The sequence below is a fragment of the Maritimimonas sp. 2210JD6-3 genome (assembly GCF_056591795.1).
In genome coordinates, this window is the sequence record NZ_JBWQOJ010000023.1 from 25873 (window position 1) to 41825 (window position 15953).

Annotated in this window: 15 protein-coding genes; 6 read left to right on the top strand and 9 right to left on the bottom strand. The window is 33.7% G+C overall.

What is annotated here, in order from left to right; all coding sequences use genetic code 11:
• Nucleotides 1-41 precede the first annotated feature (41 nt).
• Entirely contained in the window at nucleotides 42-413 is a 372-nt protein-coding gene (locus AC1EUY_RS10555; RefSeq protein WP_480195498.1) for a hypothetical protein, read from the top strand.
• Here the strand turns inward: AC1EUY_RS10555 and pabB are convergent.
• Both pabB and lpdA read right to left on the bottom strand, forming a co-directional pair.
• Nucleotides 410-1699, bottom strand: a complete 1290-nt coding sequence (pabB, locus tag AC1EUY_RS10560; protein ID WP_480195499.1) for an aminodeoxychorismate synthase component I — start codon at nucleotides 1697-1699, stop codon at nucleotides 410-412. The genes AC1EUY_RS10555 and pabB overlap by 4 nt on opposite strands.
• A gap of 91 nt (nucleotides 1700-1790) precedes the next feature.
• Nucleotides 1791-3191: a dihydrolipoyl dehydrogenase gene (gene lpdA / locus AC1EUY_RS10565; protein WP_480195500.1), complete on the bottom strand. Its 1401-nt coding sequence runs from the start codon at nucleotides 3189-3191 to the stop codon at nucleotides 1791-1793.
• A 92-nt stretch (nucleotides 3192-3283) separates the two neighbouring features.
• On the opposite strand from lpdA, the gene AC1EUY_RS10570 reads away from it, so the two are divergent.
• The gene (locus AC1EUY_RS10570; RefSeq protein WP_480195501.1) at nucleotides 3284-4519 is read left to right on the top strand and encodes a glycosyltransferase family 4 protein; all 1236 of its coding nucleotides are present in this window, start codon (nucleotides 3284-3286) and stop codon (nucleotides 4517-4519) included.
• Here AC1EUY_RS10570 and AC1EUY_RS10575 read toward each other — a convergent pair.
• Entirely contained in the window at nucleotides 4512-6551 is a 2040-nt protein-coding gene (locus tag AC1EUY_RS10575) for a M3 family metallopeptidase (RefSeq protein ID WP_480195502.1), read from the bottom strand. The two genes, AC1EUY_RS10570 and AC1EUY_RS10575, sit on opposite strands and share 8 nt — an antisense overlap.
• 82 nt (nucleotides 6552-6633) lie before the next feature.
• The gene (gene purE, locus AC1EUY_RS10580; RefSeq protein WP_480195503.1) at nucleotides 6634-7119 is read right to left on the bottom strand and encodes a 5-(carboxyamino)imidazole ribonucleotide mutase; all 486 of its coding nucleotides are present in this window, start codon (nucleotides 7117-7119) and stop codon (nucleotides 6634-6636) included.
• A 142-nt stretch (nucleotides 7120-7261) separates the two neighbouring features.
• Here purE and AC1EUY_RS10585 point away from each other — a divergent pair, with 142 nt between their 5' ends.
• Nucleotides 7262-8788 carry a GH3 auxin-responsive promoter family protein gene (locus AC1EUY_RS10585; RefSeq protein ID WP_480195504.1) on the top strand — a complete coding sequence of 509 codons (1527 nt, stop codon included), beginning with the start codon at nucleotides 7262-7264 and terminating at the stop codon, nucleotides 8786-8788.
• 13 nt (nucleotides 8789-8801) lie between these two features.
• On the top strand, nucleotides 8802-9440 hold the full coding sequence (locus AC1EUY_RS10590; RefSeq protein ID WP_480195505.1) for an alpha/beta hydrolase: 639 nt from the start codon (nucleotides 8802-8804) through the stop codon (nucleotides 9438-9440).
• On the opposite strand, the gene AC1EUY_RS10595 is transcribed toward AC1EUY_RS10590, so the two are convergent.
• Both AC1EUY_RS10595 and AC1EUY_RS10600 read right to left on the bottom strand, forming a co-directional pair.
• Nucleotides 9437-10414 carry a polyprenyl synthetase family protein gene (locus AC1EUY_RS10595; RefSeq protein ID WP_480195506.1) on the bottom strand — a complete coding sequence of 326 codons (978 nt, stop codon included), beginning with the start codon at nucleotides 10412-10414 and terminating at the stop codon, nucleotides 9437-9439. The two genes, AC1EUY_RS10590 and AC1EUY_RS10595, sit on opposite strands and share 4 nt — an antisense overlap.
• An 89-nt stretch (nucleotides 10415-10503) precedes the next feature.
• Nucleotides 10504-12192 (bottom strand): glutamine--tRNA ligase/YqeY domain fusion protein, encoded by a 1689-nt coding sequence (locus AC1EUY_RS10600; RefSeq protein ID WP_480195507.1) that lies wholly within the window; start codon nucleotides 12190-12192, stop codon nucleotides 10504-10506.
• A gap of 112 nt (nucleotides 12193-12304) precedes the next feature.
• On the opposite strand from AC1EUY_RS10600, the gene AC1EUY_RS10605 reads away from it, so the two are divergent.
• Nucleotides 12305-12847 carry a PepSY-associated TM helix domain-containing protein gene (locus tag AC1EUY_RS10605; protein ID WP_480195508.1) on the top strand — a complete coding sequence of 181 codons (543 nt, stop codon included), beginning with the start codon at nucleotides 12305-12307 and terminating at the stop codon, nucleotides 12845-12847.
• Between the two features lie 6 nt (nucleotides 12848-12853).
• Here AC1EUY_RS10605 and AC1EUY_RS10610 read toward each other — a convergent pair whose 3' ends face one another.
• Nucleotides 12854-13432 (bottom strand): PhnA domain-containing protein, encoded by a 579-nt coding sequence (locus AC1EUY_RS10610; RefSeq protein WP_480195509.1) that lies wholly within the window; start codon nucleotides 13430-13432, stop codon nucleotides 12854-12856.
• Between the two features lie 58 nt (nucleotides 13433-13490).
• Between AC1EUY_RS10610 and AC1EUY_RS10615 the strand changes: the two genes are divergently transcribed.
• Nucleotides 13491-14003, top strand: a complete 513-nt coding sequence (locus AC1EUY_RS10615) for a GNAT family N-acetyltransferase (protein ID WP_480195510.1) — start codon at nucleotides 13491-13493, stop codon at nucleotides 14001-14003.
• Nucleotides 14004-14015: 12 nt separating this feature from the next.
• Here the strand turns inward: AC1EUY_RS10615 and AC1EUY_RS10620 are convergent, their stop codons facing one another.
• Nucleotides 14016-14342, bottom strand: coding sequence for a hypothetical protein (locus AC1EUY_RS10620; protein ID WP_480195511.1), 327 nt, complete (start codon nucleotides 14340-14342; stop codon nucleotides 14016-14018).
• Between the two features lie 363 nt (nucleotides 14343-14705).
• Complete coding sequence (locus tag AC1EUY_RS10625; protein ID WP_480195512.1) at nucleotides 14706-15953, bottom strand: NAD(P)/FAD-dependent oxidoreductase; 1248 nt, start codon at nucleotides 15951-15953, stop codon at nucleotides 14706-14708.

The following is a 15953-nucleotide window of genomic DNA, read 5'->3' on the forward strand; positions in this document are numbered from 1 at the left end:
GACATTACTGGTATCTTAACTAAAAGAAGTTGAATTAAAGTATGAAAAAAATAGTTTATCTTGTAATCTTAACTTATTTATTTTCTTCATGTCAGTCTGATGATGAATTGTTGAATTGCCAAGTAACAAACCCCACTGAAGATTTGATTTGGTTGAAAAATGAAATTAATCAAAGAAATCAAAACATAACTAAAGATTCGAAGTATTGTTATATTATGCAATCGAACTATGAAGGTCGAACCGTTTTTATATTCGGTGACTGTAATCCTGTAATCGATAAAGTAGCGCTTGTTTACAATTGTGCAGGTGAACGTATTGGTCTATTGGGAAGCAGAACTCAAGATGTTCCTTTTGAGATTCAATCAAATGGGAAATTAATTTGGAAAACAGCTGACTTCGCTTGTGCTTTCTAGAACTTCAAAGCGCTCTTCATCGCAATTGCCTTTAACAAACACTCTTGATACTCTTTTTCTGGGTCTGATTTGGCTGTAATAGCACCACCGACCGAATACGATAAGTAGTGTTTTGACTGATGGTATAAAATACTTCGTATTACTACATTAAAATCAAAGTCATCATTAGGAGCAAAATACCCTACTGATCCTGAATACAAACCACGTTTTGTACTTTCTTCTTTTTCAATAATTTGCATCGCCGATATTTTTGGCGCGCCAGTCATACTGCCCATTGGAAATAGGCTTTTTATAATTTCTACGCTATCTAGCTTACCAGAAACCTGAGATGTTACGGTTGAAATCATTTGATGTACTTGCTCAAAGGAATACACTTTACATAATTCTTCAACTTTTACTGAACCTTTAATCGCTGTTTTAGAAAGATCATTTCGAACTAGGTCAACAATCATGATGTTTTCTGAGCGCTCTTTTTCATCATTTGCCAATTGATCTGCCATTCTTTTATCAAGCTTTTTCTTTTGTAATCGTTTTGCAGTACCTTTTATAGGTTGTGAAATAATCTTATCTGCTTCTCTTCTTACAAATCGTTCAGGAGACGCGGAAAGCAAGTATTTATCTTCCACTTTTAAAAAAGCAGCAAATGGTGGTGAAGAAATCTTGTTTAGATGATTATATACGCGAAAGGGATCTATAACAGCATCTTTGGCATAAAATTCTTGACAAAAATTCATTTCATAAATATCACCTCTGTGAATATGATCTAAAATAGTTTCAAGGTGTTCTAAGTATTTTTTCTTCGTAATACGTTTGTGAATTTTTACTTCGTGTTCCTCTGTACTTGATGTTTCGAGATGATTAAAAATTTCTTCTAGATCACTTTCAATTTGATCTGTGTACTCATATAAATATTTAAGCTCTAACTCATCATCCTTTATAAAGAATAGTTTTTTAGGTTGAAAAAAATACAATTCTGAGAAGTCTAATCCGTCAAAATTGTTTGATGATAAATGCTCAACATCATTTTTTAGATCATAACTCAAATAGCCAAAAATATAATCTTGAACTTTATTCTTGTAGTGCTTTAATTCCGCGAAAGCATCCTTATAACTACATTGAATTCTGCTTTCTTCTCCTAAAGCGAAAACAGCATCGAAACTGGTATATTTCTGCGGATACTTATTACTATCTAAAAAAAGAAAGGTCTCAAACCGCTGAGACCAAGAAAGTAATGTAGCCTTAAAATTTGAGACATCTTTAAGCTTTATTTTTTGTGAAGTGCGCAAACGCTTTTTATAAAAAGGAGATGAGATTTCTTAACAATACTGTGGTAATTTAACAATCGTATTAAAAAATCTCATCTTCAAAAGTTTTCAATTAAACATGCAATGGTCTATTATCGGTAGCTGCTAATGCTGCTTCTTTGATAGCCTCAGCAAAAGTGGGATGTGCATGGCTCATGCGAGAGATATCTTCGGCAGAAGCTCTGTATTCCATAGCGACTACTGCTTCAGCAATAAGATCAGCAGCACGGGCACCGATCATATGCATTCCTAAAATTTCATCTGTTTCTTTATCTGCGAGTATTTTAATAAATCCGTCTAAATCCATACTTGCCCGCGAACGCCCTAGAGCACGCATAGGGAACTGACCTGATTTATACGCAACGCCTGCTTCTTTTAATTCTTCTTCTGTTTTACCTACCGAAGCAACTTCTGGCCATGTATATACAACTCCAGGAATTAAATTATAATTTATATGTGGCTTTTGCCCTGCAATAATCTCAGCAACCAACACTCCTTCTTCTGACGCTTTATGGGCTAACATTGCTCCTTTAACAACATCACCAACAGCATAAATATTAGCCACATTCGTTTGTAAATGCTCATTTACTTCAATACGACCTCTTTCATCTAGTTTTACACCCGCAGCTTCTGCATTTAAACCATCAGTATAAGGGCGTCTCCCAACAGAAACCAAACAATAATCACCTTTAAAGATTACTTCTTCTCCTTTTTTATTGTCAGCCGTTACGATAACCTCTTCACCATTTCTTTCAACAGATTTAACCTTATGCGATGTATTTATCTTGAATTTCTGCTTTTTAAAAACCTTCGTGAGTTCTTTAGAAAGCGCAGCATCCATGGTCGGGATAATTCGATCCATATATTCAACAACGGTTACTTCTGAACCCAATCTTCTATATACTTGCCCTAATTCTAAGCCAATCACCCCACCACCAATAACCAATAGATGTTTCGGTACTTCTTTTAATTTTAAAGCTTCTGTAGAAGTAATTATTCGCTCTCTATCTAAATCAATAAATGGTAAATTAGAAGGTTTACTACCCGTTGCAATGATTGTATATTTAGCTTCTATTTCTTTCGTTTCTTTACCTGTAATGGCAATATGAGTAGCATCTTTAAAGCTTGCAACTCCCTCATAAACGTCGATCTTATTCTTATCCATTAAAAACTGAATACCGCTAGTCGTCTGATCTACTACACCTTGTTTACGAGCTATCATCTGTTTCAAATTCACTTTGATCTCTCCAGAAATAGCAATACCATGTTCTTCAAAATGCTTTACCGCATCTTCATAGTGATGTGATGAATCTAATAGTGCTTTTGATGGGATACATCCTACATTTAAGCAAGTACCGCCGAGGGTACTGTATTTTTCTATAATGGCAGTTTTCATACCTAGCTGTGCACAGCGAATCGCTGCTACATAACCACCAGGACCAGAGCCAATAACGGCTACATCGTATGTACTCATGTGTTTGTTAAATTTTGAACATCAAAAATACTAATTTTGATTGGTTTTTATAAACGCGTAAAGTAGTTTATTATTACGTACTTTGTGTTAGCATGAAAGTATTAATTATAGGTTATGTATGGGTTGAACCCGATTCTTCTGCTGCTGGTAGTAGAATGCTACAGCTCATTGAAGCTTTTTTACAAAAAGATTATAACGTAACCTTTGCTTCACCCGCACAGCGAAATGAAAATACTAAAAAGTTAACTGATCTAGGTGTTGATGAAGTAGGTATTGAATTAAATAATACCTCTTTTGATATATTTGTAAAAGCGCTGCAGCCTGATATTGTCATGTTCGATCGTTTTATGATGGAAGAGCAATTTGGATGGCGCGTTGCAACACATTGCCCAGATACATTGCGTATTTTAGACACTGAAGATCTTCATTCACTGCGAAAAGCGCGTCATAAAGTGCTAAAAGAAAATAGAATTTTTAAAGAGCAAGATTTGTTGACTTTTGATTTGACAAAACGTGAAATAGCATCCATACTTCGATGCGATCTCTCATTAATTATCTCTACCTATGAAATGGAGCTGCTACAACGTATTTTTAAAATAGATGACGCACTGGTATATCATATTCCTTTTTTACTAAACGCTATAGATCATGATCAAGTTAGTCATTGGAAAACATTTGAGGAACGACAACATTTTATATTTGTTGGCAACTATGTACATGCACCTAATGTTGATGCTGTCTTACAATTAAAAAAATACATCTGGCCTCTTATTAGAAAACAGCTCCCTAATGCTGAATTGCATATCTATGGGGCATATGCTACAACACAAATTAAAAATCTTCATCATGAAAAAAGTGGATTTTTAGTTAAGGGATTTACTAAGAATATCGAAAGGGCTTTACAAAATTCTAAAATCCTGCTCGCTCCTTTACGATTTGGTGCTGGTATTAAAGGAAAATTGACAGAAGCAATGATTTGCGGAACACCGAGTATGACCACTTCTATAGGTGCTGAAGGAATGTATAACAACTTACCTTGGAATGGATTTATAGAAGATAACCCTGAACTATTTGCCAAAGAAGCGGTAGAATTATATTCTAACAAACCACTTTGGGAGCAATCTCAAAAGAATGGAATACAGCTGATTAATCAATTCTATAACAAAAATGAATTAGCTCTAAAGCTTATTCATAGAATTAGAGAATTACAAAAGAACCTGCAAGAACATCGAACTCAAAATTTTATGGGTTCATTATTACAACATCATACATTACAAAGTACCAAATACCTAAGTAAATGGATTGAAGCTAAAAACAAACTCAATTAGCTTCTAATAACCCTGCTCTTTTTAACAAGGCATCAGCGTTAGGTTCTTTACCTCGAAAACGTTTGTACAAAGTCATTGGTTTTTCTGTACCACCTTGTGAGAGTACATTTTCTTCCAGCTTTTTTGCCGTTTCTTTGTTAAAAATACCCGTTTCTTTAAAATATTCAAACGCATCAGCGTCTAGTACTTCAGCCCATTTATACGAATAATACCCAGACGAATACCCACCTTGAAAAATATGTGCGAATGAGGTACTCATACAGTTTTCTTTCACATCAGGATACAATTGCGTATCTGCAAAAATTTTACTTTCGAATTCTTTTACATTATTTATTGTTTGTGGCGACTCGCCACCGTGCCAAGACATATCCAGTAATCCAAAACTTAATTGACGTAAGGTTTGCATACCTTCTAAAAAATTAGAGGAATCTTTAATTTTTTGTACCAATTCTATTGGGATAGGTTCGTTGGTTTCATAATGCCTAGCAAATAAATCGAGTGCTTCTTTTTCATAGCACCAATTTTCTAACAACTGGCTTGGTAGTTCTACAAAATCCCAATAGACAGATGTACCCGATAGGCTGGGATAGGTAGTATCTGCCAACATACCATGCAAGGCATGACCGAACTCATGAAATAAAGTAGTGACTTCATTAAATGTTAATAATGAAGGTTTTGTATCGGTAGGCTTTGTAAAATTACAAACTATAGAAATATGAGGACGCGAATTTTCTCCATCTTTTTTCCACTGGCTTTTATATGAGGTCATCCAAGCGCCATTTCGTTTTCCTTTTCTAGGAAAGAAATCTGCATAAAAAACAGCCATAAATTCATCTTTTGAGTTGGTAACTTCATACGTTAATACCTCTTCATGGTAGGTATCAATATCATGTACTTCTATAAAGTTTAAATCAAATAATTTTTTAGCAATGGTAAAAACACCATCAATCACATTTTCAAGCTTAAAATAAGGCTTTAACTGCTCCTGGTCTAAATCAAATAATTGTTTTTTTAATTTCTCAGCATAGTAAGCTCCATCCCATTTTTGTAATTGGTCAATCCCATCTTTTTTAGCCAAATCAGCTAACTGATTGAACTCACGTCGAGCTGCTGGTTTTGCTTTTACCAACAAGTCATTTTCAAAATTTAATACATTGGCAGGATTTTCGGCCATCCGTTCTTCTAAGACAAAATCAGCATGTGTTTTATAGCCTAATAAATTAGCTCGCTCGTGGCGTAACTTTACTATATCTAAAACAATTTGTTCGTTGTTGTATTTATTGTCTTGAAATGCTTTAGCACCAAATGCTTTTGCCAATTGCTCACGTAACGTACGATCATCGGCATAGGTCATAAAGGGTATATAACTAGGATAATCTAATGTAAAGATCCATCCTTGCTTTTCTTTTTGTTTCGCAACCATTAGAGCTGCTTCCTTAGCACTATCTGGCAAACCCTTTAATTGACTTTCATCTGTAATATGCAACTCATATCCATTAGTTTCTGCCAATACATTTTCACCGAATTTCAAAGATAATTTTGATAGTTGTTTATCAATTTCACGAAGCTTTTCTTTATCAGCTTCGCTTAAATTAGCACCGTTTCTAGCAAAGCCTTTGTACTTTTTTTCTAATAACGTATGCTGCTCTACTGTTAAATCTAAATTATTTCTATTTTTATGCACAGTTTTTACACGCTTGAATAATTCTTCATTCAAACGAACGTCATTAGAAAACTCAGAAAGCCATGGTGACACTTCTTGTGCTATTTTTTGTATTTCATCATTAGTTTCAGCAGCGTTCAAATTGAAAAATATAGAGGAAATCCGTTCTAATATTTTACCTGAAGATTCCAATGCTTCAATCGTATTTTCAAAAGTTGGAATCGCTTCATTAGCTACTATTTTATCTATTTCACCTTTTGCAAGTGCAATGGCTTCTTTAAAAGCTGGTTTAAAATGTGCTTCTTTTAGCTGAGAAAAAGGAGCTGTTGTATATCTAGTGTTAAATGTTTCTAATAATGGATTATTCATATATCTTTTGTAAAACCTCTCGACTCCGCTCAAGATGACAAAATAAATGTCTGGTCTAGCGGAGTCGAGACCTTAATTAAGTTTACTTTTTTAAATCTTCAGCGGCTTTGTTTACTTTTTCTTTCAAACTTTCTTTATAGTCTAAAACACTTTGCAAGACATTTTTATCTGCAGTACCAATAATTTGAGCTGCTAATATGCCAGCATTCTTAGCACCGTCTAATGCAACTGTGGCTACAGGTACACCTCCTGGCATTTGTAAAATTGACAAAATAGAATCCCAACCATCGATTGAATTACTTGATTTTACAGGAACGCCTATTACAGGTAACGGACTCATAGAAGCCACCATACCTGGTAAATGAGCTGCCCCACCAGCACCAGCAATAATCACTGATATTCCACGTAAGTGTGCATTCTTAGCATACTCATATAATTTATCTGGTGTTCTATGTGCTGAAACAATATCAACTTCAGTCTCTATCTGCAATTCATGTAAGACAGCAATGGCATCCTGCATGACTGGCATGTCAGAATTGCTACCCATAATAATACCTACTCTGGCCATTTTAAAAGAAATAGATTTTTAATGTATTGAATATCAATATGGCATTGATATTTAGAAATTCGTATTTTTATTGGCTAAAGATACTATAAAAACTACGTTTTTAAATCAGTTTTGTAGTTCTTTTTAAAGACAAACTAGCTCGATGATACCTTTATTTAACACAGTTGTTTCTTGGTTTTTAAAGAAGCGTAAGCATCAGATGGAACTTTTTTTAAAGTATCCTGTCGATGTGCAAAACGAGCTTTTAATGCGCCTCATAGGTATTGCACAGCATACTGAGTTTGGCAAACTATATGATTTCAAATCTATTTATGATTATCGTACTTATGCCGAACGCATCCCCATTCAAAAATATGAAACTGTAGAACCCTTAATCGAGAGAACACGAAGAGGTGAACAGAATGTATTTTGGCCTTCGTCTATTCAATGGTTTGCAAAGTCGAGCGGAACTACCAATGCGAAAAGTAAATTTATTCCAGTAAGTAATGAGGCCTTAGAAAACTGTCATATGAAAGCAGGTAAAGATATGCTAGCTTTGTACATAAATAACAATGAAGATGCTGGGTTATTTAATGGTAAGGGTTTACGACTTGGTGGGAGTAGTGAGCTATATCAAGACAACAATACGTATTTCGGAGATTTATCAGCAATTATTATCGAAAACATGCCTTTTTGGGCAGATTTTAGTAGTGCCCCAAAAACAGAAACCGCTTTGATGAGTGAGTGGGAAACCAAGATGCAAGCTATCATTAATGAAACAGTTAACGAAAATATGACGAGTTTGGTAGGTGTTCCTTCATGGATGCTAGTACTACTCAATTCGGTTTTAGAAAAAACAGGTAAAAACCATATTCTTGAAGTTTGGCCCAATCTTGAAGTCTATTTTCATGGTGGTGTTAATTTCAATCCATATAGAGAACAATACAAGACTTTATTACCAAAAAATGATTTCAGATATTATGAGATTTATAATGCTTCTGAGGGATTTTTCGCAATTCAAGATCAAAACAATTCTAGTGATCTATTATTGATGCTAGACTATGGGATTTTCTATGAATTTATTCCAATGGATCAATATAAAGGTGAAGATTCGGTTGCAATTCCATTAGATCAAGTTAAATTAGATACCAACTACGCCGTTGTCATCACTACGAATTCTGGGTTATGGCGCTATCTCATTGGTGATACTATAAAATTTACCTCTTTATATCCATATAGAATACGAGTTACGGGAAGAACAAAACATTATATTAATGCATTTGGTGAAGAATTAATTATAGAAAATGCTGAAGATGCTTTAAAACTAGCATGCGAAAAAACCAATGCAACCATTTCTGAATATACGGCTGCGCCCATTTTTATGGATGAAAAAGCAAAAGGTTCGCACGAATGGATTATAGAGTTTGAAAAAGCTCCGTCTAATTTAAATTACTTTACAGAATTGTTAGACAATGCTTTAAAATCGATCAATTCTGATTATGAAGCCAAGCGCTATAATAATATGACTTTAACAATGCCAAAAGTAGTAGCGGCTGAAAAAGGAACTTTCTACAATTGGTTAAAACACAAAGGAAAGTTAGGAGGGCAACATAAGGTACCTCGCTTATCAAACGATAGAAGTTTTGTTGAAGAGTTACTTTCTAAATCAAATAATTATCATACAACATAAATAGTTTAGGTTAATGACATCTACTGAAAAAGAGGTTTCATACACCTCAACAAATTCATATACTACCTTAAACACGTTAACCAAAAAGACTAAAAATATTTGGTTTGTATGTCATGGTATTGGGTATTTGAGTCGCTATTTTCAAAAGTATTTTAATCATCTAAACCGCGAAGAAAATTATATTATTGCTCCTCAAGCGCCTAGTAAATACTATTTAGGTGGAACATATAAACATGTAGGAGCTAGTTGGCTTACCAAAGAGAATACTAAAAAAGAGATCGAAAACATTATGCGTTACTTTGATTCTGTTCTCGAAGCTGAAAAAATTCCACCCAATGTAAATTTTATTGTTCTGGGATATTCGCAAGGAGTCTCTGTGGCTGCGCGTTATGTAGCAAGTAGAAAATTAACTTGTGACCAACTCGTGTTCTTATCGGGTAGAATACCTCATGAATTAACTACGAAAGATTTTGAGTTTTTGACGTCAACTAAAGTTTCTTTTATTTATGGTACTCAGGATGAGTATTTAAATGAAGATCTTGTAGAAAAAGAGAAAAAACATTTCATAAAATTGTTTCATAATAAAGGTTTCGTAATACTATTTAAAGGGAAACATGAAGTAAGTAAAGAAGTGCTAAAAGATCTGGTTTAAATCTTACGCTCTATTACATAACTTACCATTTCTACTAGAGAATCTTTGTAGGACGATTTAGGATAACTTTCAAGTATAGACAGTGCATTATCTTTGTATTCATGCATCTTTTGAGCAGTATATTCAAGCCCACCTTGTTTTTTTACAAAAGCAATTACCTCTTTAACACGTTTTTTATCTTTATTATAATTTTTAACAGAATTAATGAGCCATCTTTTTTCGCTCTTAGAACAGTTATTTAATGTGTAAATAAGTGGCAAAGTCATTTTACGCTCTTTAATATCAATACCAGTAGGCTTACCAATTTTTTCCTCGGTATAATCAAAGAGATCATCCTTAATTTGAAATGCTATTCCTATCAACTCACCAAATTTTCGCATGCGTTGTATTTCTTCTTCTTCAGCATCTACAGATGCAGCGCCTATTCCGCAGCAAGCCGCAATTAATGTCGCTGTTTTTTGTCGAATAATCTCAAAATAAACTTCTTCGGTAATGTCTAGCTGTCTTGCTTTTTCTATTTGTAGTAATTCGCCTTCGGTGATTTCTTTTAAAGCGATAGAAACTAATTTTAGTAAATCGAAATCATCATGGTCTATAGAAAGTAATAAACTTTTTGAAAACAAATAATCACCTACCAAAACGGCAATTTTATTTTTCCATAAGGCATTAATTGAAAAGAAACCTCTACGCTGGTTGCTATCATCAACCACATCATCATGTACTAGTGAACCCGTATGAATCAGTTCTATTAAAGCTGCACCTCGATAGGTTTTCTCTCTAAAATCACCATTAGAAACCATTTTTGCTGCCAAAAACACAAACATAGGTCGCATTTGCTTTCCTTTACGACGAATAATAAAATGTGTAATTCTATTGAGTAGTGGTACTTTAGAAATCATCGATTCTTTAAACTTTTGTTCAAAGAGTTCCATTTCTTCTTGAATAGGTGCTTTTATGTGCTCAACTACTTTCAAATCTTATTAAGTACAATACCGATTACCTCTTGAAATATTGAGGCCATATTTCGCAGATTGCTTCGTCATTTCATTCCTCGCAATGACATTTATTTTCCTTTTTGTTCTATCTTGGCCCAACTATCTCGTAAAGGTACGGTTCTATTAAATACTAAATTTTCGGATGTGCTGTTAGTATCTGTACAGAAATAACCTAAACGTTGAAATTGATAACGATCTCCAAGTTTTGTCTCTTTTAAACTGGGTTCTACAAAAGCGTTTTTATTGATGAGCAACGAATTAGGATTGATAAATTCTTTAAAGTCCTTGTCTTTATGTCCGTCTGGTGCTTCGTCATTAAATAATCTATCGTACATTCTCACCTCGGCTTTTACGGCATGTTTAATAGAAACCCAATGTAGTGTCCCTTTTACTTTCCGCATACTTTCTTCAGAACCACTTCCGCTTTTACTCTTTGGATCGTACGTACAATGCACTTCTGCAATCTCTCCATTTTCATCTTTTACACAAGACTCAGCCTTTATAATGTATGCGTTTTTTAGACGTACTTCTTTACCAAGTTTTAATCTAAAGAACTTTTTATTGGCTTCTTCACGAAAATCTTCACGTTCGATATACAGTTCTCTCGAAAAAGGCACTTTTCGACTTCCTGCATGTTCATCTTCAGGGTTATTCTCAGCATCTAACCATTCTTCTTCGCCTTCAGGATAATTCGTTATTACTAATTTTAACGGATTGAGCACTGCCATTACTCTAGGCGCTGTTTTATTAAGATCATCACGAACACAAAATTCAAGTAATGCCACATCGGTTACATTATCTCGTTTTGCAATACCAGCTATTTCACTAAATTTTCTGATAGACTTTGGCGTATAACCTCTTCTTCGCAAACCAGAAATAGTAGGCATTCTTGGGTCATCCCAGCCAGACACATGCCCTTCTTGAACCAATTGCAATAATTTGCGTTTACTCATTACAGTATAACTCAAATTTCTACGAGCGAACTCACGTTGTTTAGGTCGTAATCCTCCGCTATAAATTTGATCTAAAAACCAATTGTATAATTCACGGTGCGGTCTAAATTCTAAAGTACATAATGAATGTGAAATACTTTCAATATAATCTGATTCACCATGCGCCCAGTCGTACATAGGATAAATATTCCAATCTGTACCTGTTCTATGATGTGCTTTTCGCAATACACGATATATAATAGGGTCACGCATCAACATATTTGGTGACGTCATATCGATCTTTGCTCGCAATATATGTGAACCTTCTTCAAACGCACCATTTTTCATCTTTTCAAAGAGTTCTAAATTTTGTTCGACAGAGCGATTTCTATTGGGGCTATTTGTTCCTGGTTCTGTTGGTGTTCCTTTTTGTTTAGCAATCTCTTCAGAAGACTGATCGTCAACATAGGCTTTTCCTTTTTTGATCAATTCTATTGCCCAATCATATAATTGCTGAAAATAATCTGAAGAATAGAATTCATTGGCCCAATCGAACCCTAACCACTTAATATCATTTTTTATAGCATCGACATACTCTTGTTCTTCTTTTGCAGGATTGGTATCGTCAAAACGTAAATTAACAGGTGCGTTGTACTTTAATCCTAATCCAAAATTCAAGCAAATAGAAGAAGCATGTCCTATATGCAAATAGCCATTCGGTTCTGGTGGAAAACGAAAACGAAGCTTATTTTTTGCTAATCCGTTCGCTAAATCTTCTTCTACTATTTGTTCTAAAAAATTTAATGATTTTTTCTCTTCAGACATCTCTAAAAATTGAAAGGCAAAAATAGAGAAAATATGTGATTCTACAGTAGATTTTCAGTATTTCAGACACAATACTTATTTCATTATTTTAGCTTTTCAAAAAATCATAAAAATGAAAATTACAAACAGGAGTTTACACAGAGATATTGCTTATTTTTATGTAGGATTGATTATTGCTTTCTCTTTTTCGGGAATTATTTTAAATCATCGACAAGATTGGTATCCTATGGATTATACATATGAAGATAAAGCCGTTGAAGTTCAACTACCGGATAATGAAAAAATGATTACAAAAGAATTTGTAGAAAGTTTCTCAAAGGATTGGAACGTAGAATATGACGATCACAGAATTCGAGACAATAAATTACGTGTTTATTTTAAAGACAATAAAATTCTGGATATAGATATGGCAAGCGGCAAGGGCAATCTAGAATTTAAACGCAAAACACCGATTATTGGTCATAGTATGTATTTGCATAAATCTACAGATAAATTCTGGATATGGTATTCTGATATTTTTGGAATTGCTATGCTGATCATTGCAGTTACTGGGATGTTAATTCCTGCTGGTAAAAACGGATTTAAAAAACGAGGCTGGAAACTTGCTATAGCGGGTATGTTATTTCCTCTTATATTTTTAATAATATTGTCTTAAAAAACGTTATATTTTTTTGACATAATCTGTAATAATCACAATATGTTGACCATCAACTTTTCCTTCGATGTATTTTTCATTATCTCGATCTAAAGATATTCTTCTAACTGCCGTACCTTGTTTTGCCACCATACTAGATCCTTTTACTTTTAGATCTTTAATTAACACTACTGAATCACCTGCTTGTAACACAATTCCATTACTATCTCTATGAATAACCTTATCATTATCATCTAACCCTTCTCCTGTGGCTTGCGCAAATTTTAATGCATCTTCATCTAAATAAAGCATGTCTAATAGATCTTGCGGCCAACCTTCATGTTTTAATCTTGATAACATCCGCCAAGCAACAACTTTTACAGCACTATATTCGCTCCACATACTATCGTTTAAACAACGCCAGTGATTTACATTGGTAGTTTCTGTGTTTTCAATCTGATCAATACAAACTTTACAGAGTAATACATTTTCTTCTAAACTTTCCGATTTTGAAGGAGGTATCTGATAACTCTCTAAGTTTTCTGCATTGTTACATAACTCGCATTCATTTTCACTCCTATCTTTTAGTCTTTCTAATAAACCCATTTTTAAATTTTAGTTTGGCTAAAGTAACCTTTATAATTTATTCTTCTATTTTTGATATATGATCTTAGAAACAGAACGATTGCTAATATGTGAACTTACTAAAAAAGATGCTCCTTTCTTTTTAGAATTGGTAAATGATCCTGATTGGAAACGTTTTATTGGCGATAGAAACCTACAATCATTAAAAGATGCCGGAAACTATTTAACCAAAAGAATTATACCTAGCTACAAAAATTGGGGGTTTGGATTTTATAAAGTTTCTCTTAAATCAGATAATTCACCAATAGGTATTTCTGGCTTGGTAGATAGAGATACTTTAGAACATGTAGATGTAGGTTTTGCTTTCTTGCCAAAAGGTAGAGGGAAAGGGTATGCGTATGAAAGTACTAAAGCAATATTAAATTATGCTAAAAACGTATTAAACTTGCAATCTGTCGTAGCTATTGCTAATAGTGATAATAAACAATCACATATGCTCTTAGAAAAACTAGGGCTGCAATTTGATAGTATGATATTATTACCCGATGAAACTGAAGAAATCTGTCTTTTTAAGACAAAAAAAATAGCCTAACGGCTATTCCTACTAATTTAATAAGGCTAACATAAAATTCTTAGCCTCTTCGAATATAGGAACATGTTCACGTTCCCTTTTAACCTCTTCAACTTGAGGTTGTATATTACTTAATATGTTTTCAGCAAAAGCATAATCTACTTTTCTAAAACGACTAGCTTTATAAGCATTAAAACCACTACTTGGCGATTTTGCTTCTTTAAGGATAAGACCTCCATCATAAGGATTAAAACCTTCTATAGTGTACATTTCGTTCTTTTTAAGACCACCTAAACGATACCACCTTCTTCTTGCATTTGTACAAACTACTATTTCTCCTATTTCAAAATTATGATTCATGTCTTAGCGTTTTAATTGATTCACTATAAAAACAACTGAGTTTTTAAAAACCCTACTATACTAACTGTTTTTTTTAAAAACTATTGTAAAAATCAAGGAGAAAAGCATTAATAAATACACTTTTTCAACAACTTCTCTCCTTTCTCCCCTAATTAAAAACTATTGTTAGCAGCTTGTTAAAAACTAACGAAGCAAACATATTTGTAATTCTTATTGTTGTCAATAGTTAAAACCATGATTTTTAAAATTCGTGGTTTCTGGGTAGAAATACTTGACTTTTCAGAAATTTTATGTTAAAAAAATTAGTTCTCCTAAACTAATAAGCGACAATATAAAAATAGAATCTAAAGGAAATCTAAAGAATTAAAATCGACGATCTGGGCTAAAATTCTTGAGTGGTAAAGAGGTGGGGCGTTCTGAAATAATTTCAGCAACTAACTTTCCTGTCGCAGGACCCAAACTCCAACCCATCATAGCATGACCTGTGGCAATGGTTAGGTTTTTACATTTTGAAGATTTTCCTATATACGGTAAGCCATCAGGTGAGCATGGTCGTAAACCACATTGGGCAGCATCTTTTTCTTGTTGGTTAATTTTTAATCTATCATAGTATGACTCACCTGCTTTCGCAATAGCATTCACCCTAATTGGGTTTATTTTATGATTAATACCACCAATCTCCATAGTACCCGCAAAACGTGTAAAACCATTCATAGGTGTTACCGCTACTTTTGCCTCCATTAAAATAGCAGGAATCGTAATGTTAGTTTCTCTTTCAACATTAATTCTATACCCTTTTCCTGCTTGAATGGGTATTTTTATATTAAGTTTTTTAGCAAAGTTTTGACTCCAAGCACCAGTAGCAAATACAAACTCATCAGCTTTATACTCTTTGTCTTTAGTTTTCACTGATATTATCTTTTTGCTAGATACTTTTACATCTTGTACCGCTTGATTTGGAAAAATGGTTACACCTTCTTTTTCTAAATAAGTTCTTAATTGAGGCATAAACTCATTAGGTGTCATGTGTGCATCTGAATGATAATAAATAGCTCCTTTAACATTTAACCCTGCATTAGGTTCTAGTTCTTCAACTTCTTTTTTTGTTAGATTTTCAACTTTTAACCCTTCTTTGATGGCTCTTTTAGCGACATTCCATTCTGCTTCACCTGCCTTATCTGTTTTATAGAGCATTAAGAGTCCTTTATGCTGATAGAAAAAATCAAATTCATTACTTGATTTCATCTCTTCATAAAGAGATTTGCTTAATACGTTTATATCTTTAATTATAGGTATAGAACGTTCTACTCTTGATTTTGTAGCTGATTTTTTAAATGCTATTGCCCATTTGAAAAAATCATAATCTAAGCGTGGTTTCACATAAAACGGACTCGAAGCATTGAACATCCATTTAATACCTTTTGTAATCATTCCTGGAGCAGCTAAAGAAATTATATGACTTGGGGTTATATAACCTGCATTCACATACGATGCACCTGCATCCATATTCGATTGATCTATCAGTGTTACGTGATGACCTTCTTTATGCAAATAATAAGCAGCGCATAAACCCATAATACCTCCACCGATAACGACTACATTTTTTGACAT

Excerpts from the sequence above, each read along its gene's own strand:
- AC1EUY_RS10555 (WP_480195498.1), top strand. The coding sequence starts at position 42 with ATGAAAAAAATAGTTTATCTTGTAATCTTAACTTATTTATTTTCTTCA.
- lpdA (WP_480195500.1), bottom strand. The coding sequence starts at position 3,191 with ATGAGTACATACGATGTAGCCGTTATTGGCTCTGGTCCTGGTGGTTAT.
- AC1EUY_RS10570 (WP_480195501.1), top strand. The coding sequence starts at position 3,284 with ATGAAAGTATTAATTATAGGTTATGTATGGGTTGAACCCGATTCTTCT.
- AC1EUY_RS10575 (WP_480195502.1), bottom strand. The coding sequence starts at position 6,551 with ATGAATAATCCATTATTAGAAACATTTAACACTAGATATACAACAGCT.
- purE (WP_480195503.1), bottom strand. The coding sequence starts at position 7,119 with ATGGCCAGAGTAGGTATTATTATGGGTAGCAATTCTGACATGCCAGTC.
- AC1EUY_RS10585 (WP_480195504.1), top strand. The coding sequence starts at position 7,262 with ATGATACCTTTATTTAACACAGTTGTTTCTTGGTTTTTAAAGAAGCGT.
- AC1EUY_RS10590 (WP_480195505.1), top strand. The coding sequence starts at position 8,802 with ATGACATCTACTGAAAAAGAGGTTTCATACACCTCAACAAATTCATAT.
- AC1EUY_RS10600 (WP_480195507.1), bottom strand. The coding sequence starts at position 12,192 with ATGTCTGAAGAGAAAAAATCATTAAATTTTTTAGAACAAATAGTAGAA.
- AC1EUY_RS10605 (WP_480195508.1), top strand. The coding sequence starts at position 12,305 with ATGAAAATTACAAACAGGAGTTTACACAGAGATATTGCTTATTTTTAT.
- AC1EUY_RS10610 (WP_480195509.1), bottom strand. The coding sequence starts at position 13,432 with ATGGGTTTATTAGAAAGACTAAAAGATAGGAGTGAAAATGAATGCGAG.
- AC1EUY_RS10615 (WP_480195510.1), top strand. The coding sequence starts at position 13,491 with ATGATCTTAGAAACAGAACGATTGCTAATATGTGAACTTACTAAAAAA.
- AC1EUY_RS10620 (WP_480195511.1), bottom strand. The coding sequence starts at position 14,342 with ATGAATCATAATTTTGAAATAGGAGAAATAGTAGTTTGTACAAATGCA.
- AC1EUY_RS10625 (WP_480195512.1), bottom strand. The coding sequence starts at position 15,953 with ATGTCAAAAAATGTAGTCGTTATCGGTGGAGGTATTATGGGTTTATGC.